Origin of the sequence: Rathayibacter sp. VKM Ac-2754 (assembly GCF_009807095.1) — a bacterium.
GTDB lineage: Bacteria > Actinomycetota > Actinomycetes > Actinomycetales > Microbacteriaceae > Rathayibacter.
In genome coordinates this window covers 450,458-467,881 of record NZ_WUCC01000002.1, presented here as the reverse complement: position 1 = coordinate 467,881, position 17,424 = coordinate 450,458, and the positions used below count along the sequence as shown (strand labels likewise).

The following is a 17,424-nucleotide window of genomic DNA, read 5'->3' as shown; positions in this document are numbered from 1 at the left end:
GTCCTGCTCGGGAGGGGAGCGGGAGTGCTTGCGGGGTGGAGCGTGAGGGAGGGCGACGGCACCCTCCCGATCCTGTCCAGAGGGCGGCGCGGAGGCGGGTGGGTCAGGCGCGGGCGGCGGCCAGGGTGTCGGCGGCGAGGCGGGTCGAGGTGGCGCGGTCGCGGAGCCAGAGGGGGACGGAGTGGACGCGGAGGCCGGTGTCGGAGAGGGCGGGGACGGCGGCCGCGTCCTCCTCGGCGACGAGCCAGGCGTCGAGGAGGCCGCCGGCGGAGCGGGCACCGTAGTGGCGGCCGACCGCCTCGGCGGAGGTGTCGACGCCGATGGCGGGAAGGCAGGCGTCGGCCATGCCGCGGACGACGGCCCCGCCGATGATGGGGGAGACGCCCACGACGGGAGCGGAGGTCGACCTGACCGCGTCGGCGATGCCGGGGACGCCGAGGACGGTGCCGATCGAGACGACGGGGTTGGAGGGGGCGATCAGGACGGCGTCGGTGTCGGCGATGGCCTCGAGGACGCCGGGGGCGGGGCGGGCCTCCGCGACGTTCTTCTGGACGAAGCGGCGGGCGGGGGCCGAGGCGCGCAGCCGCACCCACCACTCCTCGAAGTGGAGGAGGCGGATCCCCTCGCCGGGGAGGTCGACCTCGACGTGGGTCTCGACGTCGTCGTCCGACATCGGGAGGAGGCGGACGCCGAGGGGCCAGCGCGCGGTGATGCGGGCGGTCGCCTCCGAGAGGGTGAGACCGTCGCGCAGCATCGAGGTGCGGGCGATGTGGGTGCCCAGGTCGAGGTCGCCGAGGGTGAACCAGGGCCAGCCGACGCCGAACGCCTCGAGCTCGGCCGAGACGCGCTCCGTCTCGCCCGCGCGACCCCAGCCGCGCTCGGTGTCGTTGACGCCTCCCAGCGAGTAGGTGAGGGAGTCGAGGTCGGGGCAGACCTTGAGACCGGCCAGCCACATGTCGTCGCCGGTGTTCGCGATGACGGTGATCTCGGAGGCCTCGCCGCCCGCCGCCTCGAGGTCGCGGAGGTGCTCGCGCACGGCCGAGGTGAAACGGGCGCCGCCGACGCCGCCGGCCAGGATCGTGATGCGCATCCGGTCACGGTACCGCGCGCGGGCGGGTGCGACGGATTCCTCGGTCCGGATGCCTTAATGCTGCGGATCTCCGCCGGAAACACCCGGGAAACGTCGGAGGACGACGATGGACCTCTGTCCACGGAGTCGGACGGGGACCGCGATTGCCTTCGGGCGGGGCGCGGACCACAGTGGGAGCGCGAGCCCCCCTCGGCTCCGCATCCGCACAAGACCCACCGCGGAGACCCACCCCGGGTCGCCCAAGGCATGGAGGTACCGATGACCATCGTCAGAGCGGCAATTACGCAGACCACCTGGACCGGCGACAAGGAGTCGATGCTCGACAAGCACGAGCAGTTCGCCCGAGACGCGGCGGCTCAGGGAGCGCAGATCATCTGCTTCCAGGAGCTGTTCTACGGTCCGTACTTCGGGATCACCGAGGACAAGAAGTACTACCGCTACGCCGAGCCGGCCGACGGGCCGATCGTGCAGCGCTTCGCGGCGCTGGCGAAGGAGCTGAACCTGGTCACGATCCTCCCGATCTACGAGGAGGACATCACCGGCGTGTACTACAACACCGCCGTCGTGGTGGACGCCGACGGGACGATCCTCGGCAAGTACCGCAAGCACCACATCCCGCACCTCGACCGCTTCTGGGAGAAGTTCTACTTCCGGCCCGGGAATCTCGGCTACCCGGTGTTCGACACGGCCGTCGGCAAGGTCGGGCTCTACATCTGCTACGACCGCCACTTCCCGGAGGGGTGGCGCGAGCTGGGGCTGAACGGTGCGCACATGGTGTTCAACCCCAACGCGACGAAGCCGGGGCTCTCGAACCGGCTGTGGGAGGTGGAGGGGCCGTGCGCGGCGGTGGCGAACGGCTACTTCGTGCTGCAGCCCAACCGCGTCGGGCGCGAGGACAACGAGTACGGCGAGCTCGCCGTCGACTTCTACGGGACCAGCCAGGTCATCGATCCGCGCGGGAACTTCGTCGGCGAGCGGGGCTCCGGCGACAGCGAGGAGATCCTGATCCGCGATCTCGAGCTCGACATGGTGCAGGAGATGCGCGACGACTGGCAGTTCTACCGGGACCGCCGGCCGGACTCGTACACGAGCATCCCGAAGCCCTGACCCGAGCCTGCGAGAACCGAGGAGCATCGATGAAGACCCTCATCACGAACGGCACGGTCGTCAACGCGACCGGCACCGCCACCGCCGACGTCCTGATCGACGGGGAGACGATCGCCGCGGTGCTCGCGCCCGGCTCGACCCTGCTCGGCTTCGACCTGGCGTCGAACGTCGATCGCGTGATCGACGCGACCGGCAAGTACGTCATCCCGGGTGGGATCGACGCGCACACGCACATGGAGATGCCGTTCGGCGGCACGAACGCCTCGGACACCTTCGAGACCGGGACCCGGGCCGCCGCGTGGGGTGGGACGACGTCGATCGTCGACTTCGTCGTGCAGTACCCCGGCGAGAGCGTCGTCGAGCGCTACGGCGCCTGGCAGGAGAAGGCGGCCGGGAACTGCGCGATCGACTACGGGTTCCACCAGATCCTGTCGGACGTGCAGGACTCGTCGCTCGTGGCGATGGATGAGCTGATCGAGGAGGGTGTGACCAGCTTCAAGCTGTTCATGGCCTACAAGGGCGTGTTCCTCTCGGACGACGGGCAGATCCTGCGGGCGTTCCAGAAGGGCGCGTCGAACGGCGCGATGATGATGATGCACGCCGAGAACGGCGCGATCATCGACGAGCTGGTGAAGCAGTCGGTCGCGGCCGGGAAGACCTCTCCGTACTTCCACGGGCTCACCCGGCCGTGGCAGGCCGAGGAGGAGGCGACCCATCGCGCGATCATGATCGCCGACCTCACGGGTGCGCCCCTCTACGTGGTGCACGTGTCGGCGAAGCAGGCGGTCGAGCAGATCGCGCAGGCGCGCGATCGCGGGATGAACGTGTTCGGCGAGACGTGCCCGCAGTACCTCTACCTCTCCCTCGAGGAGCAGCTCGGCGCGTCGAGCGAGGAGTGGGGTGACTTCGAGGGCGCGAAGTGGGTGTGCTCCACTCCGCTGCGCTCGAAGGCGGAGGGGCACCAGCACCACATGTGGCAGTCGCTGCGCACCAACGACATCCAGATGGTCTCGACCGACCACTGCCCCTTCTGCATGAAGGGCCAGAAGGACATGGGACTCGGCGACTTCTCGAAGATCCCGAACGGCATCGGCTCGGTCGAGCACCGGATGGACCTGATGTACCAGGGCGTCGTCTCGGGGCAGATCACGCTGCCGCGCTGGGTGGAGCTGACGTCGACGACTCCGGCGCGGATGTTCGGGATGTACGGGAAGAAGGGCGTCATCCAGCCGGGTGCCGACGGCGACGTCGTGGTCTACGACCCGAACGGGCACACCTCGATCGGGATCGGCGAGGGACGCACGCACCACATGAACATGGACTACTCGGCGTGGGAGGGCTACGAGATCGACGGGCACGTCGACACCGTGATCTCGCGCGGGAAGGTCGTCGTCGAGGACGGCGACTACGTCGGGACCAAGGGCGACGGGAAGTACATCAAGCGGGGCCTCTCCCAATATCTGATCTAGTCCTCTGTCCCACTGCAGCAAAGGAACCCCATGGACTTCGGAGTCGTCCTCCAGACCAATCCGCCCGCCTCGCGCACCGTCGCGCTCGCCGTCCTCGCCGAGACCTACGGCTTCGACTACGCGTGGACCTTCGACTCGCACCTGCTCTGGCAGGAGCCGTACGTCATCTACTCGCAGATCCTCGAGAAGACCCACCGCATCACCGTCGGCCCGATGGTGACCAACCCTGCGACGCGCGACTGGACGGTCATCGCCTCCCTGCACGCGACGCTCAACGAGATGTACGGCAACCGCACGGTCTGCGGGATCGGCCGGGGCGACTCCGCGGTGCGCGTCACCGGAGGCGCGCCGACGACGCTCAAGACGCTGCGGGAGTCGATCCACGTCATCCGCGAGCTCGCGAACAGCCGCTCGGTCGAGTACAACGGCTCGACCCTGCAGTTCCCGTGGAGCCGCGGCTCCTCGCTCGAGATGTGGGTGGCGGCCTACGGTCCGCTCGCCCTGAAGCTCGCGGGCGAGGTCGGCGACGGCTTCATCCTGCAGCTGGCCGATCTCGACATCGCGCGCTGGATGATCGACACGGTCAAGCAGGCGGCGGCGAACGTCGGCCGCGACCCGGAGTCGCTGCAGTTCTGCGTGGCGGCGCCGATGTACATCGGGACCGACCGCGAGCACATGATCGACCAGTGCCGCTGGTTCGGCGGGATGGTCGGCAACCACGTCGCCGACATCGTCGGCCGCTACGGCACCTCCGGAGCGGTCCCGCAGGCCCTGACCGACTACATCGCCGGACGCGAGGGCTACGACTACAACGAGCACGGCCGCGCGGGCAACAGCCACACCTCGTTCGTGCCCGACGAGATCGTCGAGCGCTTCTGCGTGCTGGGGACGGCCGACGAGCACATCGAGAAGCTGAAGGCGCTCGCCGAGATCGGCGTCACGCAGTTCGCCGGCTACCTCCAGCACGACAACAAGGAGGAGACGCTGCGGGTGTACGGCGAGGCCGTCATCCCGGCGCTGAGTCAGCACATCGTGGCCAAGGCATGACCTCGCGGGTCGCGACGCGCAGCGTGCTCCTCGGCGCGGCCGGCCTCCTCCTGCTCGCGGTGCTCTGGGAGGCGTACAAGGCGCTCGGCCCCGAGACCGGGGTCGTGCTCGGCGGAGTCACAGTGCTGCCGCGGACGAGCGCCATCGCGATGCCGCACCTGTGGGAGATCGCCGGTCGGCTGGTCGAGCCCGTGACGGGCGCCCGAGGGGCTCCGGCGCTCTGGCTCGCGGTGCTGCAGGCGAGCGCGTTCTCGCTGGGCGTCGCGGCCGTCGGCTGGGTCGTCGGAGTGGTCGTCGGGCTGCTCCTCGCGCTGCTGATGCAGCGGTTCCGGACGGCGGAGTCGGCCGTGCTGCCGTGGATCGTGCTGAGCCAGACCGTCCCGCTCATCGCGATCGCGCCGCTCGTGCGCCGCTGGGGCTCTCAGCTCGAACTCGGCGCGTTCACCTGGGAGAACTGGATGTCGGTGGCGCTGATCGCCTCCTACCTCGCGTTCTTCCCGGTCTCGATCGGGGCGCTGCGCGGTCTCGCCTCGCCGTCGGCGAGCCAGATCGAGCTGATGCGCGTCTACGGCGTCGGCTGGTGGAAGACGCTGCTGCGCCTGCGCCTGCCGGCCAGCGTGCCCTACCTGATCCCGGCGCTGCGCCTCGGGGCGGTCAGCGCCGTCGTCGGCACGGTCGTCGCCGAGGTCTCGATCGGCCTGCGCGGCGGCATCGGCCGCATGATCATCGAGTTCGCCTCCGCCGCCGGCGGCGATCCTGCGAAGCCCTGGGCCCCGATCCTCGGCGCAGTGCTGGTGGGCCTCGCCGCCGCAGGTGTCGTCGCCCTGATCGGCACCGTCCTCCGTCCGTTCCGTCGAGGGGAGCAGCCCGCATGAGCGCGGCAGCCCGTATGAACAGTGCAGAACCGGCGGTCGTCGTCGACGCCGTCACCAAGACCTTCAGCACGACCAAGGCGGCGAGCGTCACGGCGCTGCAGGACGTCTCGCTCACGATCGCCCCGGGGGAGTTCGTCTCGCTGATCGGCCCGTCCGGCTGCGGCAAGTCGACCCTCCTCCGCCTGATCGCCGATCTCGACGAGCCGACCTCGGGGGCGATCACCGTCTTCGGCAAGACCGCTCGGCGCGCCCGACTCGACCAGGAGTACGGCATCGCGTTCCAGCAGGCGGGCCTGCTGCCGTGGCGCACGATCCGGGCGAACATCGCGCTGCCCCTCGAGCTGCACGGTGTCGCCGCCGCCGCCCGCCGGGCGCGCGTCGACGAGCTCCTCGCTCTCGTGGGCCTCGGCGACTTCGCCGACTCCTACCCCGATCAGCTCTCGGGCGGGATGCAGCAGCGCGTCGCGATCGCGCGGGCGCTGGCCGAGAGCCCGCGCCTGCTGCTGATGGACGAGCCGTTCGGCGCCCTCGACGAGATGACCCGCGAGCGGATGCAGACCGAGCTGCTGCGGATCCGCCGCGAGACCGGCGCCGCCGTCGTGTTCGTCACGCACTCGATCCCGGAGGCGGTGTTCCTCTCGGACCGCGTCGTCGTGATGTCGCCGCGACCGGGCCGGATCAGGGACGTGCTCGACATCGCCCTGCCCGACTCCTCGGAGCGGGACGCCGGCGTCCGCGAGGACACCGCGTTCTTCCGCGACGTCGGAGCCGTCCGCGAACTGCTGCACGGCGACGCCGCCGCCGTGCCGCGCGGGGTGGAGAACCGGTGAGCACTCCGGCGCTCGCGCGGACGGTCCTCGCGCCGCTCGTGCTGGGGCTCGCCGCCGTGCTGCTCTGGCAGGTCGGCGTGACGGCGCTCGACGTGAAGCCGTTCGTTCTGCCGTCCCCGGTCGCGATCGGGACCGAGTTCGGCGCGAACCTCGCCTCCGTCACCTCGGGGAGCATCGTCACGGGGAGGAACGCGCTCGTCGGCCTCGTCGTGGGGGCACTGGTGGCGGTGCTCGTCGCGGGGCTCTCGGCGCTGGTCCGCGTCTTCGACGGGCTGGTCGCTCCGATCGTGGCGGCCGCGGCCGTCGTGCCGATCGTGGCGCTGGCTCCGGTGCTCTACACGATGTTCGGCGCGAACGTCGAGACGGCCCGCCAGCTCGTGGCCGCCCTCGCGGTCTTCGTGCCGGTCTACATCAACACGCTGCGCGGCCTGCGCCAGGCCCTCCCGGTGCACCGCGATCTGATGCGCGCCTACGCGGCCTCGCCGTGGCAGACCGCGCGGACGATCACGCTGCCCGGCGCGGTGCCGTTCTTCTTCACGGGGCTGCGCATCGCCTCCTCCCTCGCCGTGATCTCGGCCCTCGTCGCCGAGTACTTCGGCGGTCCGGTGGGCGGGCTCGGCAAGTCGATCACGACGGCGGCCTCGGGCAGCGACTACGCGCTCGCCTACGCCTACGTGCTCGGCGCCGTGCTCGTCGGCCTCCTGTTCTACTGCGTCACCGCGGGGCTCGAGGCCCTCGCGCTCCGACGCAGCCACGCGCGCTGATCCGTCTGCGCCCCTCTCCTTCCACTGCCCGCACCGCCGCACCACAGCATCACCGCCCGTTCCCGGGCACGTCCTGCACCACACCGCACCAGGAGGAACAGTGAACAGACGCACACGCATCGCGATGACCACGACGGCGGGCTTCGCCGTCGTCGGCCTCGCACTCACCGGCTGCAGCGCATCCGGCGGCGACTCCGAGGGCTCCGGCTCGTCGGGAGACCTCACCCCGGTGACCCTGCAGCTGCAGTGGGTCGCCCAGGCCCAGTTCGCCGGCTACTACGCCGCCGTCGACCAGGGCTACTACGAGGACGAGGGCCTCGACGTGACCATCGCCGAGGGAGGCGGTGACATCGTCCCGCAGGACGTCCTCGCCTCCGGCGACGCCGACTACGCGATCTCGTGGGTGCCGAAGGTGCTCGGCTCGATCGAGCAGGGCGCGAACATCACCGACGTCGCGCAGATCTTCGAGCGCAGCGCGACCACGCAGATCTCGTTCAAGGACAAGGGGATCACCTCGCCCGCCGACCTGTCGGGCAAGACCGTCGGCAGCTGGGGCTACGGCAACGAGTGGGAGCTCTTCGCCGGCATGCAGAAGGACGGCGTCGCCCTCGACGACATCTCGCTCGTGCAGCAGCAGTTCGACATGAACGGCTTCCTCGCGGGCGACATCGACGCGGCGCAGGCGATGACCTACAACGAGTACGCGCAGGTGCTCGAGACGGTGAACCCGGACACGGGGGAGCTGTACCAGCCGGACGACCTGAACGTCATCAACTGGAACGACGTCGGCACCGCGATGCTCCAGGACGCGATCTGGGCCGACGCCGAGAAGCTCGAGAGCGACGAGGCCTACGCCGACCAGACCGTCGCCTTCATCAAGGCGTCGATCAAGGGCTGGATCTACGCGAAGGACAACCCGCAGGAGGCGGCCGACATCGTGACCGCCGCGGGATCCACCCTCGGCACCAGCCACCAGCTCTGGATGACCAACGAGGTCAACAAGCTGATCTGGCCCTCGACGAACGGTGTCGGCATGATCGACGAGGCCGCGTGGCAGCAGACGGTCGACATCGCGAAGGAGACCACGAACGAGACCGGCGCGACCATCATCAGCGAGGACCCGCCGGCGACGGCCTACTCGAACGAGTACGTCGAGGAGGCGCTCGCGGAGCTAGCTGACGAGGACGTGGACACCAGCGGCGCCGACTTCGAGCCGATCGACGTGACCCTGGAGGAGGGCGGCGCCTGACGCCTCCGCCACGGAGCCTTCTGATCTGAGCCCCGCTGACTCCTCGAAAGTTGCGGTAGTCGCGCTCGACTACCGCAACTTCTGAGGAGTGGGGGGCGGCCCGTCGGCGGGATCGGCGCGAACCGGCCGACGGGCGGATCGGGGGAGTAGGCTGGATCCTTGTGACTACTTTCAAGAAGACGCCGTTCACGCTGAACGTGCGCGACATCCACGGACGCCCGGGGGAGATGCGCGAGCACCGTCTCGACCTCGACGCGCCGGAGCAGTTCGGCGAGGGCATCGTCGCGCTGCGCAAGGGCGCGGCGCTCGATCTCGACGTCCGTCTCGAGTCGGTCCACGAGGGCATCCTCGCCTCCGTCCAGGTCTCGGCCGAGGCCGTCGGAGAGTGCAGCCGCTGCCTGACCGACATCTCCCTGCCTGTCGATGTCGAGTTCCAGGAACTTTTCGCGTACTCTTCTGACGAAGCTTTCGACTATGAGGTTCACGACGACCACGTGGATCTTGAACCTCTGGTCAGGGATGCGGTGGTTCTGTCGCTGCCGTTCCAGCCGGTGTGCCGGCCGGATTGTCCGGGCCTCGACCCCGTCACGGGGGAGCGGCTGGCCGAATCCTCCGTGCCCGAGCCCGAGGCACCGCGCGACTCCCGGTGGGCCGCGCTCGCCGGGCTGGGTGACGCGGAGTCCGGTGGGGCCGCAGCGCCCGGAGCTTCCGCAGACAGCTAGTACAGAGACATCGGCGCGGGCGAGAGTGCCCGCACCGGATCCAACCAGAGGTAGAGAAGAGAGAATCATGGCTGTTCCCAAGAGGAAGAAGTCCCGCGCGAACACCCACATGCGCCGCTCGCAGTGGAAGGCCACGGCTCCGGCCCTGGTCAAGACCATCGAGCCCAACGGCAAGGTCGTCTACAGCCTCCCCCACCGCGCCAAGGTCGTCGAGGACGCCGCGGGCACCGCGCTGTTCCTCGAGTACAAGGGCCGCAAGGTCGCCGACGTCTGATTCGGCTCCGCACCGCTCGCCGGTGCGTGCCGCGGTCCATGGTGAACCAGACCCCCGCAACACCCTCCAGCGACGACCGGTCGCGTCTGGAGGCCACGCTCGGCGTGAGCCTCGACGGTGAGCTCTTCGAGCTCGCCCTGACGCACCGGTCGTTCGCTTTCGAGCACGGCGGACTGCCGCACAACGAGCGCCTCGAGTTCCTCGGCGACTCGATCCTCGGGCAGGCCGTCACGGTGATGCTCTACACCGAGTACCCGACGCTCTCCGAGGGCGATCTGGCCAAGCGGCGCGCGAGCCTCGTCTCGACCGTCGCCCTCGCCGAGATCGCCCGCGGGATCGGGCTGGGCGAGCACCTCCGTCTCGGGCGAGGTGAGGAGCTGACGGGCGGACGCGACAAGGCGTCCATCCTCGCCGACACCGTCGAGGCGATCATCGGAGCCGTGTACCTCGGCACCGGCCCCGATGCCGCCCGAGACCTCGTGCTGCGCCTGATCGCTCCGCTGCGCGCGGATCCGCTGCGCTTCGGCGTCTCGATGGACCCGAAGACGAGCCTCCAGGAGGCGGCGGCGGAGCGCGGTGCGCCGGCTCCGCGCTACGAGATCGTGGCCACCGGGCCCGACCACAACAAGGTCTTCGTCGCCACGGTCATCGTCGGCGGGCTCGTCACCGCCCGCGGCGAGGGCACCAGCAAGAAGGCGGCCGAGATGGCCGCCGCGCTCGACGCCTGGACGCGCCTGGCCGAGACCGCGCCCGGCGAGCCCGTCCGCGCCTCCGCCGAGGGCTGAGAGTGCCCGAGCTCCCCGAGGTCGAGGTCGTCCGCGCAGGCCTCGCCCCGGCCGTCACCGGCTCGCTCGTGACCGGCGTCGAGATCGTCGACGAGCGCTCGCTGAAGCGCCACGTGCACGCGCACCCGTTCGAGCGCCTCCTGGTCGGGCGGCGCCTGCGGGGTGCGGTGCGGCGCGGCAAGTTCCTCTGGCTGCCGGCGGGCGATGACGAGGCCCTGCTCGTGCACCTCGGGATGAGCGGGCAGGTGCTGCTGCGCGCGGCCGATGCGCCGCTCGGCCGGCTGACGCGCATCCGGATCGCCATCGAGAACCCGGACCACGGCGAGCTCGCCCTGCACTTCGTCGACCAGCGCATCTTCGGCTCGATGGCCGTCGATGCGCTCCTGCCCACGAGCGACGGCGCGCCCGGCGGATTCGCGGGTGACGACGCCTCCGACGGCGAGTGGCTGCGCACGGTGCCGTCGCAGGTCGCGCACATCGCCCGCGACCCGCTCGACCCCTTCTTCGATCTCTCGGCCGTGATCGCGGTGCTGGCGCGGCGCAACAGCGGCATCAAGCGCTCGCTGCTCGACCAGACGCTGGTCAGCGGCATCGGCAACATCTACGCCGACGAGTCGCTGTGGGCCGCCGAGCTGCACCCCGAACGGCTGAGTTCCTCGCTCGGCGAGGCGCGGATCCGCCGGCTGTTCGCCGAGGTGCGCTCGGTGCTCGAGCGGGCGCTGGCCGAGGGCGGCACGAGCTTCGACGCGCAGTACGTCAATGTGAACGGGGCGTCGGGGTACTTCTCGCACAGCCTCAACGCCTACGGGCAGACCGGGAAGCCGTGCCCGCGGTGCGGTGAGGCGATCGTGCGGGTGCCGTTCATGAACCGCTCGTCGCACCTCTGCCCGCACTGCCAGCAGCTGACGCGCTGACGTCGGCGCGTCGGGGCGTGCACGACCGAGGCGGAGACGCGCCGACCACGCCCCCGGCGGGCGTCTGCCGCTCTCGACCTCGATCGCGAACGCGCTACGCGGTCGCCTTCTCGGCGACGGGGGCGTGCTTGGCGTGGGCCACGAGGTGGCCGAACAGGGAGGCGATCAGGGTGATCGCAGCGGCGATCGCGAGGCCCAGCCAGAGGCCGACGTTCAGCGCGAGGGCGCCGACTCCGGCGCCGGCCCCGATGAGCACGACGGCCGTCAGGCGGCGGAACCACGGCTGGCCCTTGCCGCCGCCGAGGCGCGAGTCGGCGGCCAGGCCGGTGATGGTGGAGGTGACGACGACGGTGGTGACGTCCTTGACCGCGATGTGGCGGGCGGTCGCGGCCTGGAGGCCCATGGCGAGTCCGAGGACGCCGGTCACGGTGAGGGCGAGCGGCTCGGGGTGCTCGGGGACGACGCCCAGCACGATCGCGAGGACGGCCATCACCAGGCCGACGACGGTGAACAGCCAGGTGGAGCGGGTGGTCCAGCCGGCCTTGATCGGGCGCAGGACGCGACCGCCGATCGCGGCGCCGAGCATGAAGCCGGCGAGGGCGATGATCGGGCCGACGACGGGGAGGTCGTCCGCTCCCGCGAGCGCCATGCCCAGGATGACGACGTTGCCGGTCATGTTGCCCGTGAAGACGCGGTCGAGACCGAGGTAGCCGACAGCGTCGATGATGCCGGTCGAGAAGGTCAGGGCGAGCATCAGCCCGAGATGGACGTTGTCGGGGCGCGTGCGCAGGCGTCGGAACACGGGAGTCCTGTCGTCGGAGGGGAGGGGACGGCGCCGTTCGCGAGCGGCTCCACCGGTGAGCTGTGCGCACGGGGGCGTCTCGCGGCGGGAACGCGGGGTGCGCCGCCGATCCTGCCACGGATGCGCCACAGGCCTGAAACACGCCGCCGCTAGCCTCGAAGCGATCGCGGGGCGGACCCGCGCGGGAAGGCGGCGGCGGATGCTGCAGGCGGAGTGGGCGGTCCAGCCCGGTGAATCGGTGCCCGACGGGGTGGAGTACCTCGCGGCGACGCCGCAGTCGGTGCTGTGGGGGCGGCTGCCCTGCGCGACCGACCGTCCGGTGCTCACGGTCGACTCCGGGGACGAGGTCGTCATCGACACGCTCAGCCACGAGGGTGTGCTGGAGGACCAGGGCCGCGACCCGGTCGCCTTCTTCGGCGGGCACGGAGTCGCGCCCGAGGGCGTGCTGCGCGACGCGATCGAGCTCGCCGCCTCCGGGCCCTTCCGCGACACGGCGGTCGACGGGCCGCACGTCGTCACCGGTCCGATCGCCGTGCGCGGCGCGCTGCCCGGCGATCTGCTGAAGATGACGCTGCTCGAGGCCGTGCCGCGCGTGCCCTACGGAGTGATCTCGAACCGGCACGGACGGGGTGCTCTGCCGGGGGAGTACCCGCTGCAGGCCGGCCCCTTCAGCGCCTTCGCGCTCGTCGAGGACGGCGCCGACGGAGTGCGCCGGGGTGTGCTGCCCCTGGTGCCCGGTGGCGAGCGGTCGGCGCGGTTCGAGCTGCACCCGTTCCTCGGGATCATGGGCGTCGCGGTCGCGGGCGACGTACGACCGCACTCGGTGCCTCCGGGAGCGCACGGCGGCAACATCGACATCTCGCTGCTGACGGCCGGCGCGAGTCTCTACCTGCCCGTGCAGGTGGAGGGGGCGCTCGCCTACGTCGGCGATCCTCACTTCGCGCAGGGCGACGGCGAGGTGGCGCTGACGGCGATGGAGGCGAGCCTGCGGGTGCGGGTGCGCCTCGAGGTGGTGCCGCAGGCGGAGGCGCTCGCGGCGTTCGGCGAGCTGGTCGGGCCGCTGGGGGAGACGAGCGAGTTCCTGGTGCCGACCGGCATGGACGCGGACCTCGACGTGGCGGTGCAGAACTGCGTCCGCGCCGCGATCGCTCTGCTGCAGGCCCGCTACGGGATGGATCCGAGCCTCGCCTACGCGTACCTCAGCGCCGCGACCGACTTCAACATCTCGCAGGTCGTCGACCTGGTGAAGGGCGTGCACGCCCGCGTGCGGACGGCGGACTTCGATGACTGACCCGCGCGTGACGACGCTCGAGGGCGAGCTGCCGGAGGGTCTCGTCGACGCGGTCGAGGCCTACGAAGCGGCCCTCGCGGCCGACGACGTGCCCGCCCTCGCCGACGCGTTCGTCCGCGCGCCGACGACGCTGCGGGGCGACGCCTCCGGACTGCTCGTGGGGCACGACGCGATCACCGGTTTCCGCGGGCGGCGGGGCGGGACGCCTCCGCGCGCCCTGGCCGAGCTGCACGTGCGCGCGGTCGACCCGGACACGGCGCTGGTCGTGACGGTGAACGTGCCGGTCCGCGGCGGGCGCGGCCTCGTCACGCAGCTCTGGACTCGCGACTCCGGGGTCTGGCGCGTGCGCGCGGCGCAGGTGCAGGCTCCCGCGGCGGCCCTGGACCCGCGGGTCTGGCGGGCTGTCGGCGCGCCGCTCGTGCCGGCCGCCGCCTCCGGAGCGCTCGACGGCCTCGACGTCGCGGTCAAGGACCTCTTCGCCATCGAGGGGCAGCGGATCGGCGCGGGGCTGCCCGCGCGACTCGCGGAGGCGCCGGTCGAACGCGCGACCGCTCCCGCCGTCGCGATGCTGCTCGGCGCGGGAGCCTCGGTGCGCGGGATCGCGCAGACCGACGAGTTCGCGTACAGCATCGCAGGGCGGAACTCCGGCTACGGGACACCGCCGAATCCCGCGGTGCCGGGGGCGATCCCGGGCGGATCGTCGAGCGGACCGGCGACGGCGGTGTCGCTCGGGCAGGCGTCGGTCGGGCTGGCGACGGACACGGCGGGGTCGATCCGGGTGCCCGCGTCGTACCAGGGGCTGTGGGGGCTGCGCACGACGCACGGGGCGGTGCCGGTAGCGGGGCTGCTGCCGCTCGCGCCGAGCTTCGACACGGTCGGCTGGCTCACCCGCGACGTCGCGACGCTGCGGCGGGTGGCGACTGCCGGGCTGGCGGGGGCGCCTTCGGAGAGTGTCGGCGGCTTCGTGGTGGCGGAGGCGCTGCTCGAGCAGGTGGATCCGGGCGTGCGTGCGGCGTTCTCGGCGGTGGTGGACGGGCTCGAGGTGGAGCGGATCGAGCTGCCGCCGGTCGCGGAGATGTTCGAGGCGTTCCGGCTGGTGCAGGCGGCGGAGGCGTGGGCGTCGGACGGCGAGTGGGTCGCGGCCCACCCCGGGGTGCTGGCGGCCGACGTGCAGGCGCGGTTCGACGCGGCGGCGCGCGTCGACGCGGCGACGGAGGCGGCGGCGCGGGAGAGGCTGGCGGAGTTCAGGGATGCGCTGGACACGGCGCTCGGGTGGCGTGTGCTGCTGCTGCCGTCGGCGTCGTCGGTCGCGCCGGCGCTGGACGCGTCGGCCGAGGTCATCGATGCGGCGCGGACGGCGACGCTCGGGCTGACGTGCCTCGCGGGGATCGGCGGGTATCCGGCGCTGTCGGTTCCGCGGCTGGTGGTCGACGGGAAGCCGGTGGGGCTGTGCCTCGTGGGGCCGCGCGGGGCGGATCTGGCGCTGCTCGACGTGGCGGCGGGGCTGGCGGGATAGCTCGCGTTCGCAGGGAGGTGGATCTCGATACGCCCGCTGCGCGGGCTGCTCGACCAGCGAGCTGCGAGACCCACCTCCCTCCGACCCGCGGAGACGCCGGAACTCGAAACACCCGAGAAACGTCTGTTGCGTAGGATGTGCGACTGAAACAGGTTTTTCTCTGTCCGTCCGTCTGCGAAGAGGTGGTCCCCATCCCGTCCGTGCCCGCGCCCTCGACGTTCCTCCCGATCGACCCGCCGCCGCGGCTGCTGATGGGCCCCGGTCCGATCAACGCCGATCCGCGCGTGCTCCGCGCGATGTCGGCGCAGCTGGTCGGCCAGTACGACCCGGCGATGACCACCGCCATGAACGAGACGCAGGAGCTGTACCGCCGCGTCTTCGACACCGCGAACGAGAAGACGCTGCTCGTCGACGGCACCAGCCGCGCGGGCATCGAGGCGGCGCTCGTGTCGATGCTCGAGCCCGGCGATCGCGTGCTCGTCCCTGTCTTCGGGCGGTTCGGCCACCTCCTCCGTGAGATCGCCGAGCGCTGCGGAGCCGAGGTGCACGTGATCGAGGCGGAGTGGGGCCAGGTCTTCCCGGTCTCGGTCATCGCCGAGGCGATCGAGCGGGTGCGACCGAAGGTCCTGGCCGTCGTGCACGGCGACACCTCGACGACGATGGCGCAGCCGCTCGAGGAGCTCGGCGCTCTGTGCGACAAGCACGGCGTGCTCTTCTACACCGACGTCACCGCGTCGCTGGCGGGCAACGTCTTCCACGCCGACCAGCTCGGCCTCGACGCGGTCACCGCCGGTCTGCAGAAGTGCCTCGGCGGGCCGTCCGGCTCGGCACCCGCGACCTTCTCGGAGAAGGCCGTCGCGGTGATCGAGTCGCGGAAGTCCATCGAGGCGGGCATCCGCGATGCGGGTGACGCCGTGAGCGCGCGCCCGATCCGCTCGAACTACTTCGATCTCGGCATGATCTTCGACTACTGGGGACCGCGCCGGCTCAACCACCACACCGAGGCCACCACGATGCTCTACGGCGCCCGCGAGTGCGCGCGCATCGTCGTCGAGGAGGGCCTCGAGAACACGATCGCCCGGCACGTGCTGCACGGCGAGGCGATGCTCGAGGGCGTCCGCGGTCTCGGGCTCGAGGTCTTCGGCGACGTCGCGCACAAGATGAACAACGTCGTGGCGGTGCACATCCCCGAGGGAGTGAACGGCGACGCGGTGCGCGGCACGATGCTCGAGGACTTCGGCATCGAGATCGGCACCTCCTTCGGCCCCCTGCACGGCAAGGTCTGGCGGATCGGGACCATGGGCTACAACGCGCGCACCGACGCGGTGCTGACCACGCTGTCGGCGCTCGAGTCGGTGCTGCGGCGCGCGGGTGCCTCCGTCGCTCCGGGCGGCGGAGTCGCGGGCGCCTACGGGGTCTACGAGGCGTCGCGCGGAGGCGCGGCATGAGCGCGGTCGACGCCGCCGAGATCATGGCGCGCTGCGACGAGCTCGCGGCGGTCTCGAGCACGCGCGGCGCGATCGAGCGCGTCTACCTCTCTCCCGAGCACGCCCGCGTCAACGCGATGGCGGCCCGCTGGATGGAGGACGCAGGCATGCGCTCGTGGCAGGACGCCGCGGGCAACCAGTGCGGCCGCTACGAGGGCTCGACGCCGGGGCTCCCCGCGCTGCTGCTCGGCTCCCACCTCGACACGGTGCCGAACGCGGGCCGCTACGACGGGATCCTCGGCGTGATCCTCGCGATCGCCGTCGTCTCGAGGCTGAACGCCGCGGGCACCCGACTGCCCTTCGCGATCGAGGTCGTCGCGTTCGGCGACGAGGAGGGCACCCGCTTCGGCACAGCCCTGCTCGGCTCGCGCGCTGTCGCGGGCACCTGGGACGAGCACTGGTGGGAGCTCGAGGACGCGCACGGCACGACCCTCGTCGAGGCGTTCCACGAGTTCGGGCTCGACCCTTCTCGGATCAGCACCGCGGCGCGCGACTCCGACGACGTGCTCGCCTACCTCGAGGCCCACATCGAGCAGGGGCCGTACCTCGAGGAGGCCGACCGCGCTCTCGGAGTCGTCTCCTCGATCGCTGGAGCGCGCCGCTTCGCGCTGACGCTGACCGGCAAGGCCGGCCACGCCGGGGGAGTGCCGTTCGACCGCCGCCGCGACGCGCTGACGGGAGCCGCCGAGGCGGTGCTCGCCGTCGAGCGCATCGCCCGCGAGCACGGCTGCATCGCCACCGTGGGCAGGCTCGAGGCGTTCCCGGGCGCGGTCAACGTGATCCCCGGCCGGGTCGAGTTCAGCCTCGATCTGCGCGCCGAGTTCGACGATGTCCGCGATCGCGTCTGGGACGAGATCCAGCACGCGATGTCGGAGTCGGCCCGCCGTCGCCGCCTCGCGCTCACCATCGAGGAGACCCACGAGGCCCCGGCCGTGGTCGCGGCCGAGTGGCTGCAGGACGTCGTGCGGCAGGGCATCCGCTCGACCGGCGACGCGGAGCCGATGGTGCTCTTCTCGAAGGCCGGGCACGACGCGATGGCGATCGCCGATCTCACCGACTACGCGATGCTCTTCGTCCGCTGCGAGGGCGGAGTGAGCCACCACCCCGACGAGAACGTGACCGTGACCGATGTCGCGACTGCTCTCGACGCGTTCGAGTCGGCGGTGCACGCCTTCGCCGACGCCCGGGCGTCGCGGGCGTGA

Annotated in this window: 17 protein-coding genes; 15 read left to right on the top strand and 2 right to left on the bottom strand. The window is 71.4% G+C overall.

Annotation, left to right across the window (positions count from 1 at the left end; all coding sequences use genetic code 11):
* Positions 1–103 precede the first annotated feature (103 nt).
* The gene (gene cofD / locus GRS92_RS05545; RefSeq protein ID WP_159854052.1) at positions 104–1,090 is read right to left on the bottom strand and encodes a 2-phospho-L-lactate transferase; all 987 of its coding nucleotides are present in this window, start codon (positions 1,088–1,090) and stop codon (positions 104–106) included.
* A gap of 258 nt (positions 1,091–1,348) precedes the next feature.
* Here cofD and GRS92_RS05540 point away from each other — a divergent pair, with 258 nt between their 5' ends.
* The 11 genes from GRS92_RS05540 to mutM all read left to right on the top strand — a co-directional run bounded on the left by GRS92_RS05540 (position 1,349) and on the right by mutM (position 11,126).
* Positions 1,349–2,197 (top strand): nitrilase-related carbon-nitrogen hydrolase, encoded by an 849-nt coding sequence (locus GRS92_RS05540; RefSeq protein ID WP_159854050.1) that lies wholly within the window; start codon positions 1,349–1,351, stop codon positions 2,195–2,197.
* A 29-nt stretch (positions 2,198–2,226) separates the two neighbouring features.
* Positions 2,227–3,666, top strand: a complete 1,440-nt coding sequence (hydA, locus tag GRS92_RS05535; protein ID WP_159854048.1) for a dihydropyrimidinase — start codon at positions 2,227–2,229, stop codon at positions 3,664–3,666.
* 30 nt (positions 3,667–3,696) lie between these two features.
* Positions 3,697–4,713, top strand: a complete 1,017-nt coding sequence (locus GRS92_RS05530) for a TIGR03842 family LLM class F420-dependent oxidoreductase (protein WP_159854046.1) — start codon at positions 3,697–3,699, stop codon at positions 4,711–4,713.
* Positions 4,710–5,588, top strand: a complete 879-nt coding sequence (locus GRS92_RS05525) for an ABC transporter permease (protein WP_159854044.1) — start codon at positions 4,710–4,712, stop codon at positions 5,586–5,588. Before GRS92_RS05530 ends, GRS92_RS05525 begins: the two co-directional genes overlap by 4 nt.
* Complete coding sequence (locus GRS92_RS05520; RefSeq protein WP_159854042.1) at positions 5,585–6,418, top strand: ABC transporter ATP-binding protein; 834 nt, start codon at positions 5,585–5,587, stop codon at positions 6,416–6,418. Before GRS92_RS05525 ends, GRS92_RS05520 begins: the two co-directional genes overlap by 4 nt.
* Positions 6,415–7,182: an ABC transporter permease gene (locus GRS92_RS05515; RefSeq protein ID WP_159854040.1), complete on the top strand. Its 768-nt coding sequence runs from the start codon at positions 6,415–6,417 to the stop codon at positions 7,180–7,182. Before GRS92_RS05520 ends, GRS92_RS05515 begins: the two co-directional genes overlap by 4 nt.
* A 100-nt stretch (positions 7,183–7,282) precedes the next feature.
* The gene (locus GRS92_RS05510; protein ID WP_442966220.1) at positions 7,283–8,431 is read left to right on the top strand and encodes an ABC transporter substrate-binding protein; all 1,149 of its coding nucleotides are present in this window, start codon (positions 7,283–7,285) and stop codon (positions 8,429–8,431) included.
* A 161-nt stretch (positions 8,432–8,592) separates the two neighbouring features.
* Entirely contained in the window at positions 8,593–9,153 is a 561-nt protein-coding gene (locus GRS92_RS05505; protein ID WP_159854038.1) for a YceD family protein, read from the top strand.
* 67 nt (positions 9,154–9,220) lie between these two features.
* Positions 9,221–9,427: a 50S ribosomal protein L32 gene (gene rpmF / locus GRS92_RS05500; RefSeq protein ID WP_056044186.1), complete on the top strand. Its 207-nt coding sequence runs from the start codon at positions 9,221–9,223 to the stop codon at positions 9,425–9,427.
* A gap of 38 nt (positions 9,428–9,465) precedes the next feature.
* Positions 9,466–10,212 carry a ribonuclease III gene (gene rnc, locus GRS92_RS05495; RefSeq protein WP_159854036.1) on the top strand — a complete coding sequence of 249 codons (747 nt, stop codon included), beginning with the start codon at positions 9,466–9,468 and terminating at the stop codon, positions 10,210–10,212.
* Positions 10,213–10,214: 2 nt separating this feature from the next.
* Entirely contained in the window at positions 10,215–11,126 is a 912-nt protein-coding gene (mutM, locus tag GRS92_RS05490; protein ID WP_159854034.1) for a bifunctional DNA-formamidopyrimidine glycosylase/DNA-(apurinic or apyrimidinic site) lyase, read from the top strand.
* 94 nt (positions 11,127–11,220) lie between these two features.
* Here the strand turns inward: mutM and GRS92_RS05485 are convergent, their stop codons facing one another.
* Positions 11,221–11,928, bottom strand: coding sequence for a YoaK family protein (locus GRS92_RS05485; protein WP_235021822.1), 708 nt, complete (start codon positions 11,926–11,928; stop codon positions 11,221–11,223).
* 199 nt (positions 11,929–12,127) lie between these two features.
* Here GRS92_RS05485 and GRS92_RS05480 point away from each other — a divergent pair, with 199 nt between their 5' ends.
* The 4 genes from GRS92_RS05480 (at position 12,128) to GRS92_RS05465 (ending at position 17,424) form a co-directional block, all read left to right on the top strand.
* Positions 12,128–13,219 (top strand): acetamidase/formamidase family protein, encoded by a 1,092-nt coding sequence (locus tag GRS92_RS05480; RefSeq protein WP_159854031.1) that lies wholly within the window; start codon positions 12,128–12,130, stop codon positions 13,217–13,219.
* Positions 13,212–14,735, top strand: coding sequence for an AtzH-like domain-containing protein (locus GRS92_RS05475; RefSeq protein ID WP_159854029.1), 1,524 nt, complete (start codon positions 13,212–13,214; stop codon positions 14,733–14,735). Before GRS92_RS05480 ends, GRS92_RS05475 begins: the two co-directional genes overlap by 8 nt.
* Positions 14,736–14,986: 251 nt before the next feature.
* Positions 14,987–16,183, top strand: coding sequence for a pyridoxal-phosphate-dependent aminotransferase family protein (locus GRS92_RS05470; RefSeq protein ID WP_159854110.1), 1,197 nt, complete (start codon positions 14,987–14,989; stop codon positions 16,181–16,183).
* On the top strand, positions 16,180–17,424 hold the full coding sequence (locus tag GRS92_RS05465) for an allantoate amidohydrolase (protein ID WP_159854027.1): 1,245 nt from the start codon (positions 16,180–16,182) through the stop codon (positions 17,422–17,424). Before GRS92_RS05470 ends, GRS92_RS05465 begins: the two co-directional genes overlap by 4 nt.